The 15,415-nt window shown below is 71.4% G+C and carries 11 protein-coding genes; 3 read left to right on the top strand and 8 right to left on the bottom strand.

The annotated features are described in order from the left end of the window. Positions 1 to 41: 41 nt before the first annotated feature. The gene (locus ACWGB8_RS25225; protein ID WP_452215862.1) at positions 42 to 965 is read right to left on the bottom strand and encodes a hypothetical protein; all 924 of its coding nucleotides are present in this window, start codon (positions 963 to 965) and stop codon (positions 42 to 44) included. Positions 966 to 1,135: 170 nt separating this feature from the next. Here ACWGB8_RS25225 and ACWGB8_RS25230 point away from each other — a divergent pair, with 170 nt between their 5' ends. Beyond that, a complete protein-coding gene (locus tag ACWGB8_RS25230; protein ID WP_452215863.1) occupies positions 1,136 to 2,038 on the top strand; it encodes an A/G-specific adenine glycosylase in 903 nt (300 codons plus the stop codon). 135 nt (positions 2,039 to 2,173) lie between these two features. Here ACWGB8_RS25230 and ACWGB8_RS25235 read toward each other — a convergent pair whose 3' ends face one another. Then, positions 2,174 to 4,000, bottom strand: a complete 1,827-nt coding sequence (locus ACWGB8_RS25235; RefSeq protein WP_452215864.1) for an MDR family MFS transporter — start codon at positions 3,998 to 4,000, stop codon at positions 2,174 to 2,176. Between the two features lie 204 nt (positions 4,001 to 4,204). Between ACWGB8_RS25235 and ACWGB8_RS25240 the strand changes: the two genes are divergently transcribed. After that, positions 4,205 to 4,816 carry a TetR/AcrR family transcriptional regulator gene (locus ACWGB8_RS25240; RefSeq protein ID WP_452215865.1) on the top strand — a complete coding sequence of 204 codons (612 nt, stop codon included), beginning with the start codon at positions 4,205 to 4,207 and terminating at the stop codon, positions 4,814 to 4,816. 173 nt (positions 4,817 to 4,989) lie between these two features. On the opposite strand, the gene ACWGB8_RS25245 is transcribed toward ACWGB8_RS25240, so the two are convergent. Beyond that, positions 4,990 to 6,093 carry a M23 family metallopeptidase gene (locus ACWGB8_RS25245; protein WP_452215866.1) on the bottom strand — a complete coding sequence of 368 codons (1,104 nt, stop codon included), beginning with the start codon at positions 6,091 to 6,093 and terminating at the stop codon, positions 4,990 to 4,992. 388 nt (positions 6,094 to 6,481) lie between these two features. On the opposite strand from ACWGB8_RS25245, the gene ACWGB8_RS25250 reads away from it, so the two are divergent. Continuing rightward, positions 6,482 to 7,651 (top strand): threonine aldolase family protein, encoded by a 1,170-nt coding sequence (locus ACWGB8_RS25250; protein WP_452215867.1) that lies wholly within the window; start codon positions 6,482 to 6,484, stop codon positions 7,649 to 7,651. Between the two features lie 236 nt (positions 7,652 to 7,887). Here ACWGB8_RS25250 and ACWGB8_RS25255 read toward each other — a convergent pair whose 3' ends face one another. From ACWGB8_RS25255 to ACWGB8_RS25275, 5 genes are all read right to left on the bottom strand, one after another. Further along, positions 7,888 to 10,239, bottom strand: coding sequence for an immune inhibitor A domain-containing protein (locus ACWGB8_RS25255; RefSeq protein ID WP_452215868.1), 2,352 nt, complete (start codon positions 10,237 to 10,239; stop codon positions 7,888 to 7,890). 352 nt (positions 10,240 to 10,591) lie between these two features. Next, positions 10,592 to 13,108, bottom strand: coding sequence for an ATP-dependent Clp protease ATP-binding subunit (locus ACWGB8_RS25260; protein WP_452215869.1), 2,517 nt, complete (start codon positions 13,106 to 13,108; stop codon positions 10,592 to 10,594). A gap of 694 nt (positions 13,109 to 13,802) precedes the next feature. Next, entirely contained in the window at positions 13,803 to 14,156 is a 354-nt protein-coding gene (locus tag ACWGB8_RS25265; protein WP_452215870.1) for a histone-like nucleoid-structuring protein Lsr2, read from the bottom strand. 92 nt (positions 14,157 to 14,248) lie between these two features. Next, complete coding sequence (locus ACWGB8_RS25270; RefSeq protein ID WP_452215871.1) at positions 14,249 to 14,785, bottom strand: amino-acid N-acetyltransferase; 537 nt, start codon at positions 14,783 to 14,785, stop codon at positions 14,249 to 14,251. A gap of 9 nt (positions 14,786 to 14,794) precedes the next feature. After that, positions 14,795 to 15,232 (bottom strand): BlaI/MecI/CopY family transcriptional regulator, encoded by a 438-nt coding sequence (locus tag ACWGB8_RS25275; protein ID WP_452215872.1) that lies wholly within the window; start codon positions 15,230 to 15,232, stop codon positions 14,795 to 14,797. Between the last annotated feature and the right edge of the window lie 183 nt (positions 15,233 to 15,415).

Below are 15,415 nucleotides of genomic sequence, written 5' to 3' on the forward strand. Positions count from 1 at the left end.
CCCCGGGGCCGCCGCCGTGTCGTCCCGATCGTGGCCCCGGCTCAGCTCTCCAGCCGGATCGAGGAGCGCGCCGAGACCTGTCCGCCGGTCAGCCCCGACAGGTCGGCGACCACCAGGTAGTTGCCGGCCGGCGCGGGCGCCGGGTCGACCGGGGTGGCGCACTGCGGCTTGCTGCGGCTGCGGTCCCAGGTGAAGGTCTCGGTCAGGCCGCCGTTGGCGGGGATCTGCACCCAGGAGCTCGCCCGGTCGGGCGGGCAGTCGCCGGAGGACCAGATCCGCTCGCCGTTGCTCGCGGTCAGCGTGATGGCCGAGGTGGTGCGGCCGAGGTCGACCCGGCAGTTGCTGCCGGCCGAGTTGCGCACGGTCAGCACCATGCGCGGCTTCTCCTTGGGCTGGTACGCGTTCTGCGCGCTGGACAGCTCCAGGGTGATCTGGGAGGAGGCGCAGACCGGGAGCGCCATGACCTCGGCGGTGTTCACCGGGGGAGCACCGCTGCCCCCGCCGGAACCGCCCGAGCCCGAGCCGCTGGTACCGCCCGCGGCGCCGCCGCCGCTCGTACCGCCGGCCGCCGCACCTCCGCCGGTGCCCCCGCCCGAGCCGCCGCCGGTCGCCGCGCCCTGGCCGGTCGCACCGCCGCCGGTGCCGCCGGAGCTCAGGCTGACCTCGCCGCCGCCCGAACCGGAGACCGCTCCGCCGGTGGCGCCCCCCGAGCCGCCGGAGCCGCCGCCCACGGAGCCGGGGCGGGCCGGGCCGCTCGGCGTGGCGCCGGGGGTGATGGACTGGGCCGGCGAACCGGTCGGGGCGGGCTGGGCCTTGCCGGACGGGCTCTTGCCGCCGTCGTCCTGACCGGACATCAGCCAGGCGATCAGCGCGCCGACCGCGAGGACGGCGACGAGCACGACGAGGCGCCGACGCCAGTAGATCGAGGCCGGCAGTGGTCCCACGGGTTGACGCAGAGAAGGCACGCCCAAACTCTACGAGACAGTGTGTGCCCTGTGACTCACCAACACCGCACAGTCGCCCCTTCCTTCACATGATCCGCCATTTGAGCCGTCCGGGGGAGCATGATGGGCCGATTGCGGAGCATTCGGCTCCACTTCGGCGCGGCGGACGGGCATGGCAGGATCGAGGGGCCATGACTGCCATCACCGCCCCCGACGCCGCCCCGACGGCGCTGCTCCACTCCACCGTCCTCAGCTGGTACGAGGCCAACGCCCGCGACCTCCCCTGGCGGACCGCCGAGGCCACACCCTGGGCCGTCATGGTGAGCGAGTTCATGCTCCAGCAGACCCCGGTGAAGCGGGTGCTCCCGGCGTACGCGGCCTGGCTGGAGCGCTGGCCCACCCCGGCCGACCTGGCGGCCGACGCCCCCGGCGAGGCGGTCCGGATGTGGGGCCGGCTCGGCTACCCGCGGCGGGCGCTGCGCCTGCACGCCGCCGCGGTGGCGATCACCGAGGAGCACGGCGGCGAGGTCCCGGACGACCACGCGACGCTGCTCTCGCTGCCCGGTGTCGGCGAGTACACGGCCGCGGCGGTGGCCTCCTTCGCCTTCCGGCAGCGGCACGTCGTCCTGGACACCAACGTGCGCCGGGTCCTCGCCCGCGCGGTGACCGGCGTCGAGTACCCGGCGCAGGCCACCACCGCGGCCGAGCGGCGGACCGCCACCGCCCTGCTGCCCGACGCCGCCGAGACCGCGGCGACCTGGGCGGTCGGCGTGATGGAGCTCGGCGCGCTGGTCTGCACGGCGCGCAGCCCCGAGTGCGCCGGCTGCCCGCTGTTCACCCAGTGCGCCTGGCAGCGGGCCGGCCGCCCGCCGTACGAGGGCCCGGCGCGGCGCGGCCAGTCGTACGAGGGGACGGACCGCCAGGTGCGGGGCAAGCTCCTCGCGGTGCTACGCGAGTCGCACGGCACGGTGGAGCAGGCGCGGCTGGACGCGGTCTGGCCGGACGCGGTGCAGCGGGCCCGCGCCCTGGACGGCCTGGTCGCCGACGGCCTGGTGGAACCGGTCGAGCAGGGCGTCTACCGCCTGCCGCAGTAGCCCCGGCCCCGGCCCCGGCCTCAGCCCCAGCCTCCAGCCCCGCCCCGGACCGCGTACGGCCGCAGGCCCCGGAACGCGTACGGGCCCCGCCTCCCGGAGGAGACGGGGCCCGGTGCGGCGGCCCGGTGGTGGCGGTCAGACCGCGACCGGCTCGCTCGGCTTGGCGTCCGGCTGCCCGGCGTCGGCCGCGGGCTTGCCGCCCGGGTCGCCGGCGCTGCGCAGCGGGACCTCGCGCAGGAACAGCGCGGCGGCGATGGCGATCACCGCGACCGCGGCGCTCCACAGGAAGACGCTGTGCATGCCGTTGGCGACCGCGTGGTGGTACGCGTCCTGGACGGGCTCGGGCAGCGCCCGGAGCGCGCCCGGGGTCATCTGCGCCGGGTCGCCCTGCACCCCGGCGCCGGCCGTCGAACCGAGCCGCTCCTCCATGGTCGCGGTGACCCGGCTGTTGAACAGCGCGCCGAACAGCGCCACCCCGAAGGAGCCGCCGATGGTGCGGAACAGGGTGGCGGTGGAGCTGGCCACGCCCATGTCCTTCAGCTCGACGCTGTTCTGCGCGACCAGCATCGCCACCTGCATCAGGAAGCCCATGCCGGCGCCGAGCACCACCATGTAGCAGGCGGACTCGAAGGTGGAGGTCTCGGTCGACAGCAGGGACAGCAGCAGCGAACCGCCGGCCATCACCGCCGTACCGATGATCGGGTAGATCCGGTACTTGCCGGTCTTGGTGATCGCCTGGCCGACGACCAGCGAGATCACCAGCATGCCGAGCATCATCGGCATCAGCAGCAGGCCCGAGTTGGTCGCCGAGGCGCCCTGGACGGTCTGCTGGTAGAGCGGCAGGAAGACGGTCGAGCCGAACATCACGAAGCCGACCACGAAGCCGATGACGTTGACCAGCGTGAAGTTCAGGTTCTTGAACAGGGCCAGCGGGAGCATCGGCTCCTCGACCCGCTGCTCCACGTAGCAGAAGGCGATCAGCGAGGCGGCGGCCAGCGCGGCCAGGCCGAGGATCTGCTGCGAGCCCCAGGCATACTCGTGGCCGCCCCAGGTGGTGATCAGGGTCAGCGCGACGATGCCGACGGTCAGCAGCAGGGCGCCGAACCAGTCGATCCGCGCGGAGGAGCGGACCTTGGGCAGCTTCAGGGTCGCCACCACGACGGCGAGGGCGACCACGCCGAGCGGCAGGTTGATGTAGAAGGTCCAGCGCCAGCTGAGGTGGTCGGTGATGAACCCGCCGACCAGCGGTCCGCCGATGGTGGCGAGCGCCATGACGGCGGCGAACATGCCCTGGTACTTGCCGCGGTCGCGCGGCGGGACCAGCGCGCCGATGATCGACATCACGCCGACCATCAGACCACCGGCGCCCAGGCCCTGGACGGCGCGGAAGGCGATCAGCTGGGTCATGTCCTGGGAGAGGCCGGACAGCGCCGAGCCCGCCAGGAAGATCACGATGGAGGTGAGGAAGGTGCCCTTGCGGCCGTACAGGTCGCCGAGCTTGCCCCAGATCGGGGTGGAGGCGGCGGTCGCCAGGATGTAGGAGGTGACCACCCAGGAGAGGTGCTCGGCCCCGCCGAGGTCGCCGACGATGGTGGGCATCGCGGTGCCGACGATCAGGTTGTCGAGCATGGCCAGCAGCATGGTGACCACCAGGCCGACCATGACGAGGCGGATCTCGCGCGGGCTGCGCGGCTCCTCCTCGGCGGGCTGCGGGGCGGCGTCCTGCTCCGGGTCGGCCTTCCGGTCGGACTTCACGGCGTCGGCCTTCGTCGCGGTGGTCTTCGTCGCGGTCTTCGTCGCGGTGGTCTTCGTCACCGGCGTCGTCGCCGGCGTCGTCACCGGTGCGGTCGGTGCGGCGGCCGGTGCGGAGGTGGCGTCGACTGCGGCGGACGGCGCGTCCCCGGCCGCCCCCCTGCCGGTCGCGGGTTGGCCTGCCGCGCTGCCGGCCTGCGGTTCTGACATGGGTGGTGTCTCTCCCGTAGTCGGTTCCGGGGCGACCGCGCCGACCGTTCGTCGGTTACTTACTTGTCGCCCGGCTAGTTTCTTCGATCGTCGGCACGGTAAGTTGTTCACTAGCCGGTCGTCAAGCCAGTTTTCTGTGCACCCCCTGGGCGGCGACAATGACCCGGCGCACGCAGTTCACCGACCGTAGTCACGAGGCAGGCCATGGGTACGACGCACAGCCCCCGCAGCGACACCCGGGCCCGCATCGTCGCGGTGGCACTGGAACTCTTCTCCGAGCAGGGCTACGAGCAGACCTCGCTGCGCGAGATCGCCGACCGGCTGGGCGTCACCAAGGCCGCGCTGTACTACCACTTCAAGACCAAGGACGACATCGTCCACGGCATCGTGGAGTCGATGGCCGCGCCGATCGACGAGACGATCGAGTGGGGGCGGCAGCAGCCCTGGTCGCCCGAGGTGCGCGACGAGCTGATCCGGCGCTTCGCCGCCGGCATGTCCGAGCGGGCGCCGCTGCTGCGCTTCTTCCACGAGAACCAGCCGGCGCTGCGCGACACCCCGTCCGGGCTGGAGTTCCGGGACCGGATGATCGCCATGATCCAGCTGGTGCACGGCCCGGGTGCGGGCTTCGAGGACCGGCTGCGCGCGGCGATGGCGCTGTTCACCGTGAACTCCGCGCTGTTCCTGCTCAAGCAGGACCACCAGGGGTGCGACGTCCCGGACGATGGCGGGGAGGCCAGGGTCGCCACCCTGGCCGAGGCGATGACCGCCGCCGAGCACGTCGCCCTGGAGATCGCCGGCCTGATCCAGCCGGCCTGATCCGGGCCTGATCCACCGGGCTCGATCGACCGGGCCTGATCCGCCGGGCCTGATCCAGTGGGCCCGATCGACGGAACGTGATCCACCGGGCCCGACGGCCCGGCGGCCCCGGGAACGGCCGAGCCGCCGCAGCCCGTCGGGGCCGCGGCGGCTCGATCACGGTCGACCGCGGGTCAGAAGCCGACCCCGCGCGCCGAGAGGTACGCCACCGGGTTGATCACGGCGCCGTAGTGGTTCTTCGAGCGGATCTCGAAGTGCAGGTGCGGCCCGGTGGAGTTGCCGGTGTTGCCGGAGCGGCCGATCTGCTGGCCCGGCGACACCCGGTCGCCAGCCTTCACCGAGATCGACGACATGTGGGCGTACTCGGCGAAGTGACCGTCCGCCAGCTTCAGCACGACCTCCTTGCCGTACGCGCCGGACCAGCCCGCCGAGACGACGGTGGCCTTGCCGACGGCGAGCAGCGGGGTGCCGGGGGCGACCGCGAAGTCCACGCCGGTGTGGTAGCCGGCCGCGTACTCGGGGTTGACCTTGCCGTACGGGTTGCTGGTCGGCGCGCCGGGCACCGGGGCGGACCACTCGGGCGCCGGGGCGGGCTCGGGGGCCGGCTCCGGCTCGGCGGCGGGCGCGGGCTCGGCGGGTGCGGGCTCGGCCGGGGCCTGCTCCGCGGGGGCCTGCTCGGCGGGGGCCTCGGCCTGCCCGGCCGGGTGGCCCTGCCCGTCGGGGTGGGCGTGGTCGGCGGAGGTCGCCCCGGCCGCGGCCTGTTCGGCCGGGACGACCGGGACGGCCGGTACGGCCAGCAGGTTGGCGGCGACGGCGACGTCGTCCTGCGCCGAGGTGTTCTCGTGCGCCAGCTGGTACGCGCTCGGGCCGGCCACCTGCACCACGCCCGGGGTGGGCGAGGCGCCCTGCGGGACGGTGAAGGCCGAGCTGCCGGGAGTGGTGGGCCGGACGGTCTGCGCCGAGGCGCTGCCGGGGGCGGCCACCAGCAGCGCGCCGGACAGTATGACCGCGGCGGCGCCGACCGCGGTGGCGGCGCGGTGCGAGCCGGCGGACGGGCCGAGGGCCCGCGAGTGGTGGGTCGGTCCGCCGGCCATCGGCAGCCGTGCTCCGGAGAGGATCTGGGCGGGCATGGTCAGCGCGGGCTCGGTCAGCGCGCGCAGCGGTGCGGTCCGGGTGCGCAGGGCGTGGCCGAGCCGGGGCTGCCAGGCCGCCGCCTGGGTCGCCGCGCGGGCGGCGAGGCGGCGGAAGGCCGGCCCCATGGGCGGGATGGAGGACATCGGTAGCTCAACCTCACGGACGTACGGGGGCAGCACTGAGCCCGTCAGGGGCGTGCAGAGCGGGGACCACTCAGGTGTAACCGTCACCGAGGGGAGTCCCAAACGGTGTGACCTACTACGGCGTGTAGTCATTGCCGGGCCGGAGATTCAAACCGACGGAGTAACGATCATTCGATCTGCTCGTCGGTTCATGGCATCGGAGCCCGGGTTCCTTCGCTCGAACGGCCTACTACCGCCCCTCGTACCCCCTCCGCCCCCTGTGACCAGTGCCACCGGCCCGGGCCCCGCCGACCGCCGCCGGAGGGCCCGCGGAGTGGCGGGGCTCACGCTGCGTACTGCCCGTGCGGCCCCTCCTGACCGAACGCCCGGTCTGCGGGACCATCGACGCATGTATGCCAACTGGAGCGAAGACACCGAAGGCGCCGGGGCCCCCACCCCGAGAGAGCGCCGGTTCACCGCCCTGCGCGGCTGCGACCGGCTGCTCTCGGGCGTCCGGCCGCAGAGCCTGCGGGAGCGGATCGCCGGGCTCGCGGACGGCGCCGCCGGCCAGGACCTGGACGGACCCCCCGACCAGTACGGCGACGGCGCGGTCCGCACGCTGGAGCGGCGGGTCGCCGAGCTGCTCGGCACCGAGGACGCGGCGTTCTTCCCCACCGGCACGATGGCCCAGCAGGTCGCGCTGCGGATCTGGGCCGAACGGGCCGGCAACCCCGCCGTCGCGATGCACCCGCTCGGCCACACCGAGCGGCACGAACGGCACGCGCACGCCGTCCTCTCCGGCCTGCGCAGCGTCTGGCCGACCACGGCGCCGCGCATCCCGACCGTCCGCGAGCTGCGCTGCTTCGAGGAGCCGTACGCCGCGATGATCCTCGAACTCCCGCTGCGGGAGGCCGGGTTCGTCCTGCCGCAGTGGGGCGAGCTGGCGGCCGTCGCGGCCTTCGTCCGGGAGGAGCAGGGGGCCGCCCTGCACCTGGACGGCGCCCGGCTGTGGGAGTCCACCGTGCACCTCGGCCGCTCGCTGCCCGAGATCGCGGCGCTGGCCGACTCGGTCTACGTCTCCTTCTACAAGACCCTGGGCGGCATCAGCGGGGCCGCCCTGGCCGGCGGGGAGGGGTTCGTCCGGACCTCCCGGGCCTGGCGCCACCGCTACGGCGGCCAGCTCTTCCAGCAGTGGCCGGCCGCGCTCGCCGCGCTGGCCGGACTGGAGCGCGAACTGCCGCGCCTGCCGGAGTACGTGGCGCACGCCCGGACGGTCGCGGCGGCGCTGGCCGAGGCCGTCGCGGAGGTCCCGGGCGCCCGGGTGCACCCCGCGCCGCCGCACACCCACCAGTTCCAGCTCTGGCTCCCGTACCCGGCCGAGCAGGCGGACGAGGCCGGGCTGCGGCTGGCGGAGGAGTCGGGGACGGCCCTGTTCGGGGCCTGGCGCGAGCCCGGTCCGCCCGGGCTGGCGATGACCGAGGTGACGGTGGCGGGCCCCGCGCTGGAGTGGTCGGCCAAGGAGGTCACGGCGGCGGTCGGGGAATTCCTGGACCGGCTGGGCCCGCCCACCGCGGCCTGACGGGCCGTTGCCGCCCTCCGCCGAGGACGGCAACGCCTCCTGTGCCGAGGCGGCCTGACGGGGCGCCGGAAGTGACCGAGAGCCGGAAGTGCCGGGGAGCCGGGTCTGACGGTCCGCCGGTTACGGCGGGCCGCCGGGCCCGCGAACGGCGTCCGGCCCGCCCCCGCTGCTGCGGGGACGGGCCGGACTGGTACGTCAGTGCCTGGTCACAGGCTGATCGTCACTGCTCGGGGCGATCAGTTGTCGACCGGGCGGACGCGGATCCAGGTTTCGAGGTAGTTCGAGGACTCGTTCTCGATCTCGATGCTGGTGCCGGTCTTCGGGACGATGACGCTGCTGTACTTGTTCTCCGCGTTCCAGTAGGAGCGCAGGTCGTTGAACTCGTCGACGCCCTTGGCCTTCGGGATGACCGTCGGCACACCGTTCTTGTGCAGGGTGATGCTGTCGACGCGCTGCGAGCCGAAGGTGGAGTCGTAGCCCTGGATGCGCGAGCGCATCAGGGTGCCGTCGGCCCACTTGAGCGTGTTCGGGTGCGAGTCGACCGGGAGGATCAGACCCGAGCCCGGGTGGTTGGTGACGTTGTTGTCACTCTGGGAGGTGTCCCACAGCCAGATCAGCAGGCCGTCCTGGTAGGGGTAGTGCTCCACCCAGCCCGGCTTGGTGTTGCCGAAGCCGAAGTTGTACGGGCCGACCTGGAGGGTGCGGTCGTACGAGATGTAGCGGCGGTTCTCCGCGATGTAGTACTGCGCGTACTCCTTGGTGAACTGGCCCGTGATGCGGGAGAACCCGTTCGCGGTCCAGCCGTTGTCACCGTTCTCGGCACCGTCGGTGAAGACCGGGGCGCCGTTGGCCGCGATGGCGATGTCGTCCAGGGCCAGGCCCTTGAGGTGCAGACCGCCGTCGGTGGTGTAGCGGAAGCGGATCTTCACGGCCTTGCCGGCGTAGGCGTCCAGCGAGAAGGCCAGGTCGCCCCACTTGTCGCCGGAGCTGCCGCTCAGCGACGGCTTGCCGGACGGGTCGGCCGGGAGCGCGGTGCCGTTGAAGGTACCCGCGAGGGCCGTCCACTGGGCGCCACCGTCGGTGGAGACCTCGGCGTAGCCGTAGTCGAAGTCCTGCTCGATGTCGTACCAGGCCTTGGCCGTCAGCGAGGCCGAGGTCTTGCCGGTGAGGTCGACGTCGCGGACCAGCGAGACGTTCAGGTCGTCCGCGCTGCCGCTCCACCATTCGTTGGCACCCGCGTGCGGGGTGTTGATGACGGTGGTGACGGGCTTCTTCGGCAGGTCGACGACGAGCGCCTGCGACAGCTTGGTGTTGAACGCCGCCGGGCCGATGTGGTGCTTGGAGCCCTTGCCGGCCTGCGCCTTGTCGAACTTCAGCCAGCCGAGCTGCAGCTTGCTCCAGGCGTCGAGGTCGTTCGGCATGTCGCCGATCTCGTTCTTGCCCTCGCCGAGCCACGAGCCGGACGACATCAGCGACCAGAAGCCGACCGAGTTGTCGATGCCGCTGCCGGAGGTGTCGTAGAGGTCCGGCAGACCGAGGTCGTGGCCGTACTCGTGCGCGAAGACACCGAGGCCGCCGTTCTCGGGCTGCATGGTGTAGTCGCCGACCCAGATGCCGGTGGTGCCGACCGGGGTGCCGCCGAGCTTGTTGTCGGCGGGGCCGGTGGAGCCGGCCTGGGTGCCGTAGGCGTACGAGCGGTGGGCCCAGAGCGCGTTCTTGCCCTGCTTGCCGCCGCCCGCCGACTCGTCCTCACCGGCGTGCACGATCTGGAAGTGGTCGATGTAACCGTCGGGCTCGTTGAAGTTGCCGTCGTGGTCGAAGTCGTACCGGTCCCACTTGTCGTACTGCGCGATGTCGGCCTGGATCTGAGCGTCCGTCCGGCCCTTGGCCTTCTCGCTCGCCACCCAGGCGACGACGCCGTCGCGGATCAGGTCCTGCGCGTTGGCGCAGCTGTTCTGACCGCAGTAGTTCGAGCCGTAACGGGCCTCGTTCCACGGCACCTTCACCCAGTCGGTGACGTTGCCGTCGACCGAGTAGCGGCCCGAGGACTGCTTCTCGAAGTAGGTCTTCAGCGAGTCCTTGGTGGGGTGGAAGTACAGGTCCTGGAAGTGCTCGCGGTTGTAGTCCGCACGCCAGGCGGTGGAGTTGTTGGTCGCCGCGTCGGGCTTCTCGATCTGGTTGTGGGCCGGACCGGGCTCGCCACCGTACTTCGGCTGACCGTTGTGCATGGTGGTGCTGTCCACCTGGTCGCCGAACTCGACCAGGATGGTGAAGATCTTGTCCGTCCGCTCGCGGGCGAGCTCGACGTACTTGTTGCGGCCCAGCTTGATGCTGGAGCCGCCGCCGTGCTGCTCGATCTTGGCGGTGCCGGCGATGAGCTGCTCGGTGGCAGCCTTCTGCTCGGCCTCGACCTTCTCGGTCAGCGGGCCGGGAATGTTGTGCTCGACCTTCGCGGTCTGGATGGCATCGGCCGGGTCATGCGAGACCGGGGCCGGCGGGGCGGCGTAGGCCGCACCCGGGAGCATCCCCGCGCCGAGCGCGGCTATGACCGTCGTGGCCACGCCGAGCGCGGCAGCTTTCCTGGTCATCTTCAACGTTGTGACGTCCTCCCCAAACCGGTCCGGCTCATGGCCTTCCGGCAAACCAATGAAAGACAGGTGGACGTCATTTGATCCAAGCGTGGACAGAAAAGATAGACCTTGACCGTGACATGGCCACAGCGCTATCCTCCGCGACTCCCTATCAGCTGATGATCAGTCAGAACCATTAGCGGGAAAGCAGCTGTCCATGATGGGAAGTACCCGCACCAGCCCCTGGCCAGGCGGATGTGGCGCGAAGCAGTGGGAGGGATCACAGTTTCCGCGACGGCCCGGGAAATGGCCGAGGCCCCCGGCGTTCTCGCCGGGGGCCTCAACGGTTTCTGTTGTCTGTTAAATGTTGCTACTTCGTCAGGTCGGGACCGGGCGAAGCGACGGCGGCCGGGGTGTCCGCCACGGCCGACTTCTCCTCCCCGCGGAAGGTGAACTTGGCCTCCTTGCCCTCGCCCTCGACCCCGACGACCACGATGTGGCCGGCCCGCAGCTCGCCGAAGAGGATCTTCTCGGAGAGGTGGTCCTCGATCTCGCGCTGGATGGTGCGGCGCAGCGGCCGGGCACCCAGGATCGGGTCGTAGCCGCGCTTGGCGAGCAGCTTCTTGGCCTCGACGCTGAGCTCCAGGCCCATGTCGCGGTCCTTGAGGCGGGAGTCCACCTTGTCGATCATGAGGTCGACGATCTGGATGATGTCGTCCTCGGACAGCTGGTGGAACACCACGATGTCGTCGACGCGGTTCAGGAACTCGGGGCGGAAGTGCTGCTTGAGCTCCTCGCCGACCTTCGCCTTCATCCGCTCGTACCCGGTCTGGGCGTCACCCGTGGCCGCGAAGCCGAGGTTGAAGCCCTTGGAGATGTCCCGGGTGCCGAGGTTGGTCGTCATGATGATGACGGTGTTCTTGAAGTCGACCACGCGGCCCTGGGAGTCGGTCAGGCGACCGTCCTCCAGGATCTGCAGCAGCGAGTTGAAGATGTCCGGGTGGGCCTTTTCGACCTCGTCGAAGAGGACGACCGAGAACGGCTTGCGGCGCACCTTCTCGGTGAGCTGGCCGCCCTCCTCGTAGCCCACGTAGCCGGGCGGGGAGCCGAAGAGCCGGGAGACGGTGTGCTTCTCCGAGAACTCCGACATGTCGAGCGAGATCAGCGCGTCCTCGTCGCCGAAGAGGAACTCGGCGAGGGTCTTGGACAGCTCGGTCTTACCGACACCGGACGGGCCGGCGAAGATGAACGAGCCGCCGGGGCGCTTCGGGTCCTTGAGGCCCGCACGGGTGCGCCGGATGGCCTGGGAGAGCGCCTTGATGGCGTCCTTCTGGCCGATGACGCGCTTGTGCAGCTCGTCCTCCATGCGCAGCAGGCGGGAGGACTCCTCCTCGGTCAGCTTGAAGACCGGGATGCCGGTCGCGGTGGCCAGGACCTCGGCGATGAGCTCCTCGTCCACCTCCGCGACGACGTCCATGTCGCCGGCCTTCCACTCCTTCTCGCGCTTGGCCTTGGCCTGCAGGAGCTGCTTCTCGTCGTCGCGCAGGGACGCGGCCTTCTCGAAGTCCTGCGCGTCGATCGCGCTCTCCTTCTCGCGGCGGACGTCGGCGATCTTCTCGTCGAACTCGCGCAGGTCCGGCGGCGCGGTCATCCGGCGGATGCGCATCCGGGAGCCGGCCTCGTCGATCAGGTCGATCGCCTTGTCCGGCAGGAAGCGGTCCGAGATGTACCGGTCGGCCAGGGTGGCGGCGGCGACCAGGGCGGCGTCCGTGATGGAGACCCGGTGGTGGGCCTCGTAGCGGTCGCGCAGGCCCTTGAGGATTTCGATGGTGTGCGGCAGCGACGGCTCGGCGACCTGGATCGGCTGGAAGCGGCGCTCCAGCGCGGCGTCCTTCTCCAGGTGCTTGCGGTACTCGTCGAGCGTGGTGGCACCGATGGTCTGCAGCTCGCCTCGGGCCAGCATCGGCTTGAGGATGGAGGCGGCGTCGATGGCGCCCTCGGCGGCGCCCGCGCCGACCAGGGTGTGCAGCTCGTCGATGAAGAGGATGATGTCGCCGCGGGTGCGGATCTCCTTGAGGACCTTCTTCAGGCGCTCCTCGAAGTCACCGCGGTAGCGGGAGCCGGCCACCAGGGCGCCGAGGTCCAGCGTGTAGAGCTGCTTGTCCTTGAGGGTCTCGGGCACCTCGCCCTTGACGATCGCCTGGGCCAGGCCCTCGACGACCGCGGTCTTGCCGACACCGGGCTCACCGATCAGCACCGGGTTGTTCTTGGTGCGGCGGGACAGCACCTGCATGACCCGCTCGATCTCCTTCTCGCGCCCGATGACCGGGTCGAGCTTGGCCTCGCGGGCGGCCTGGGTGAGGTTGCGGCCGAACTGGTCGAGGACCAGCGAGGTCGACGGGGTGCCCTCGGCGGGGCCGCCGGCCGTGGCCGACTCCTTGCCGGGGGTCTGGTAGCCGGAGAGCAGCTGGATGACCTGCTGGCGCACCCGGTTCAGGTCCGCGCCCAGCTTCACCAGGACCTGGGCGGCGACGCCCTCGCCCTCGCGGATCAGGCCGAGCAGGATGTGCTCGGTGCCGATGTAGTTGTGGCCGAGCTGCAGGGCCTCGCGGAGCGACAGCTCCAGGACCTTCTTCGCCCGGGGGGTGAAGGGGATGTGGCCGGACGGGGCCTGCTGGCCCTGGCCGATGATCTCCTCGACCTGCTGGCGAACAGCCTCAAGAGAAATCCCGAGGCTCTCCAGGGCCTTAGCGGCGACACCCTCACCCTCGTGGATCAGACCCAGGAGGATGTGCTCAGTGCCGATGTAGTTGTGGTTGAGCATCCGGGCTTCTTCCTGAGCCAGGACGACAACCCGCCGCGCGCGGTCGGTGAACCTCTCGAACATCGTTTATCGCTCCTCAGAGCGGTCGGGCAGTTCGGGGTCGGTCCCCGCCCTGTCCTTCCGCATGCTAGTCCCGCTCAGCGGCGCGGCCCACGGATTCACTCCCCGGTACGGGAGCGAGATGCTGCGCGACCAGCCGACACCAATCCCAACCTGATGCTGGAAGACGGTGTTCCCACAGGTGGGCCCGATGCACCCGATACCGCTACGCCATCGGCGAACAACGCCCGCCTGGGCGCAGCCGGACGGTGTTCGACCGACCGCACTCACTGCCCCGGGCGGGGCTCACGGCCCTGCCCACCTGCATTCATACCCGGTATCGGCCGCGTTCTCGCGCAGTTTCCGCGGTGGCGGTGTTCGCCTGGCGAGAAGTCGGCTGACGGGCCGCCCGTTCGACGGCCGTGCCGTGGTGCCCCGTCGCCGGTGACGTCGGTTCAAGTGCGGCCTTCGGGGTGGGCCGCGGACCGGGGCGGGGGTGCCGGACCGGCCACTGGGGTGGTGGCCGCGTTACCGCTTCGCTCCTACAGCGTTGCACAACCCGTGAATGTTCCGCCCCCCGTGCCCGGGCGGGCGGCCCGGTACGCGCCGCGGGGCGCGGAGGGGACCCCTCCGCGCCCCGCGCGTGCGGCGTGGATCCGCCGACCGGTCGGTCGGTCCTGCCGGGGCCCCGCACCCGCTCCGGCGGCCGACCGCCGGATCAGGCCGCGTTGGCCTTCTCGTAGGCCTCGCGGACGGTGCTGGGCACCCGGCCGCGGTCGTTGACCTCGTACCCGTTCTCCTTGGCCCACGCGCGCACCTTGGCGGTGTCCGGGGCGGCGCCGCCGGCCGGTCGGGCCGAGCCGCTCCGGCTGGGGCGGCGGGCCCCGGCGATCCGGCCGCTCTGCTTGCGGCCCTTCTCCACGTACGGGGCCAGCAGCCCGCGCAGCTTGTCCGCGTTGGCGCTCTTCAGGTCGATCTCATAGGCAACGCCGTCGAGCGCGAACGTAACCGTCTCGTCCGCCGACCCGCCGTCGAGATCGTCTTCAAGAATGACCTGCACCCTCTGTGCCACGGGCTTCCCTTTCCGCTAAACGACCCATTGCCTAAGGAAAGGAAAGCGCCTTTCCCCGGAAAACACAAACCCCTGCGCCGCGGCGGAGCGGCTCACAGGTGCAGCAGCATCCTTGAGTTGCCCAGAGTGTTGGGCTTCACACGCTCCAGGTCCAGGAACTCCGCGACACCTTCATCGTACGAGCGGAGAAGTTCTTCATAGACATCCGTAGCGATCGCCGCCGGGTCTGTCGTACCATCGTCGGTTTCCTGGAGCTCGCCGATCTCCACGAAACCGTGTTTCGCGAAGAACGGGACCTCGAACGTCAGGCAGAAAATCCGACGGACGCCGAGCCAGCGCGCGGTCTGCAGCAGCTTCTCCAGCAGCAGGTGCCCGATACCGAACCCCCGGCAGGCCGGGTCGACCGCGAGGGTGCGCACCTCGGCGAGGTCCTCCCACATCACGTGCAGGGCGCCGCAGGCCACCACCGCGCCGTTGTCGTCGCGTTCGGCCACCCAGAACTCCTGGACGGATTCGAACAGTGTGACGGTCGGCTTGTCGAGCAGAATGCCGTCGCGCGAGTAGCTGTCGATGAGCCTGCGTACTGCCCGCACGTCCGTGGTCCGTGCCCGGCGGATGGTGACCTCCATGCCGGGACGCTATCGTGCCGGGCCCGCCCCGGTCTCCCCGGTACCGTCCGCGGCCGGCGCCGAATCGGGGCTATCCGGCCCGGCCGGGAACACCGCGGCGACCCGCAGTGCGTCGCGCAGTGCTTCGCGTTGCTCCGGGGACATCAGGCCGAAGAAGTGCACCAGCGCGGCCGCGGGATTGTCGCTGGTGGCCCAGGCGTCGTTCATGAGGGCCGCCGTGTACGCCTCGCGGGACGAGACCGGCTCATATCGATAGGCCCGCCCGGCCCGCTCCCGGCGCAGCCAGCCCTTTCGGTGCAGCTTGTCCAGGACGGTCATCACCGTGGTGTACGCGATATCGCGTTCCGTACGGAGATCGAGCAGAACCTCGCGAACCGTGACCGGGCGGTTCCAGCGCCACACCCGGGTCATGACGGCGTTCTCCAGTTCACCGAGTTGCCGGACCATAGTGCGGCCAGGATAGGGGTGTTCCGGGCAAATCTTGTGAAGTGCCGCCAAACCGGCGCGGGGGCCCCCCCCCGCAGGGGCGTGGGGGGGCGGCCGCGGGCGGCCCCCGCGGCCCGGGCCGCGCGGCGCGCGGCGCGTGGCCTGGGGGGGCCCCCCCCCCGGGGGCGGGGGTGGGCCCCCGCA

The organism is Kitasatospora sp. NPDC054939, from assembly GCF_053610105.1.

Excerpts from the sequence above, each read along its gene's own strand:
- ACWGB8_RS25230 (WP_452215863.1), top strand. The coding sequence starts at position 1,136 with ATGACTGCCATCACCGCCCCCGACGCCGCCCCGACGGCGCTGCTCCAC.
- ACWGB8_RS25235 (WP_452215864.1), bottom strand. The coding sequence starts at position 4,000 with ATGTCAGAACCGCAGGCCGGCAGCGCGGCAGGCCAACCCGCGACCGGC.
- ACWGB8_RS25240 (WP_452215865.1), top strand. The coding sequence starts at position 4,205 with ATGGGTACGACGCACAGCCCCCGCAGCGACACCCGGGCCCGCATCGTC.
- ACWGB8_RS25245 (WP_452215866.1), bottom strand. The coding sequence starts at position 6,093 with ATGTCCTCCATCCCGCCCATGGGGCCGGCCTTCCGCCGCCTCGCCGCC.
- ACWGB8_RS25250 (WP_452215867.1), top strand. The coding sequence starts at position 6,482 with ATGTATGCCAACTGGAGCGAAGACACCGAAGGCGCCGGGGCCCCCACC.
- ACWGB8_RS25255 (WP_452215868.1), bottom strand. The coding sequence starts at position 10,239 with ATGACCAGGAAAGCTGCCGCGCTCGGCGTGGCCACGACGGTCATAGCC.
- ACWGB8_RS25260 (WP_452215869.1), bottom strand. The coding sequence starts at position 13,108 with ATGTTCGAGAGGTTCACCGACCGCGCGCGGCGGGTTGTCGTCCTGGCT.
- ACWGB8_RS25270 (WP_452215871.1), bottom strand. The coding sequence starts at position 14,785 with ATGGAGGTCACCATCCGCCGGGCACGGACCACGGACGTGCGGGCAGTA.
- ACWGB8_RS25275 (WP_452215872.1), bottom strand. The coding sequence starts at position 15,232 with ATGGTCCGGCAACTCGGTGAACTGGAGAACGCCGTCATGACCCGGGTG.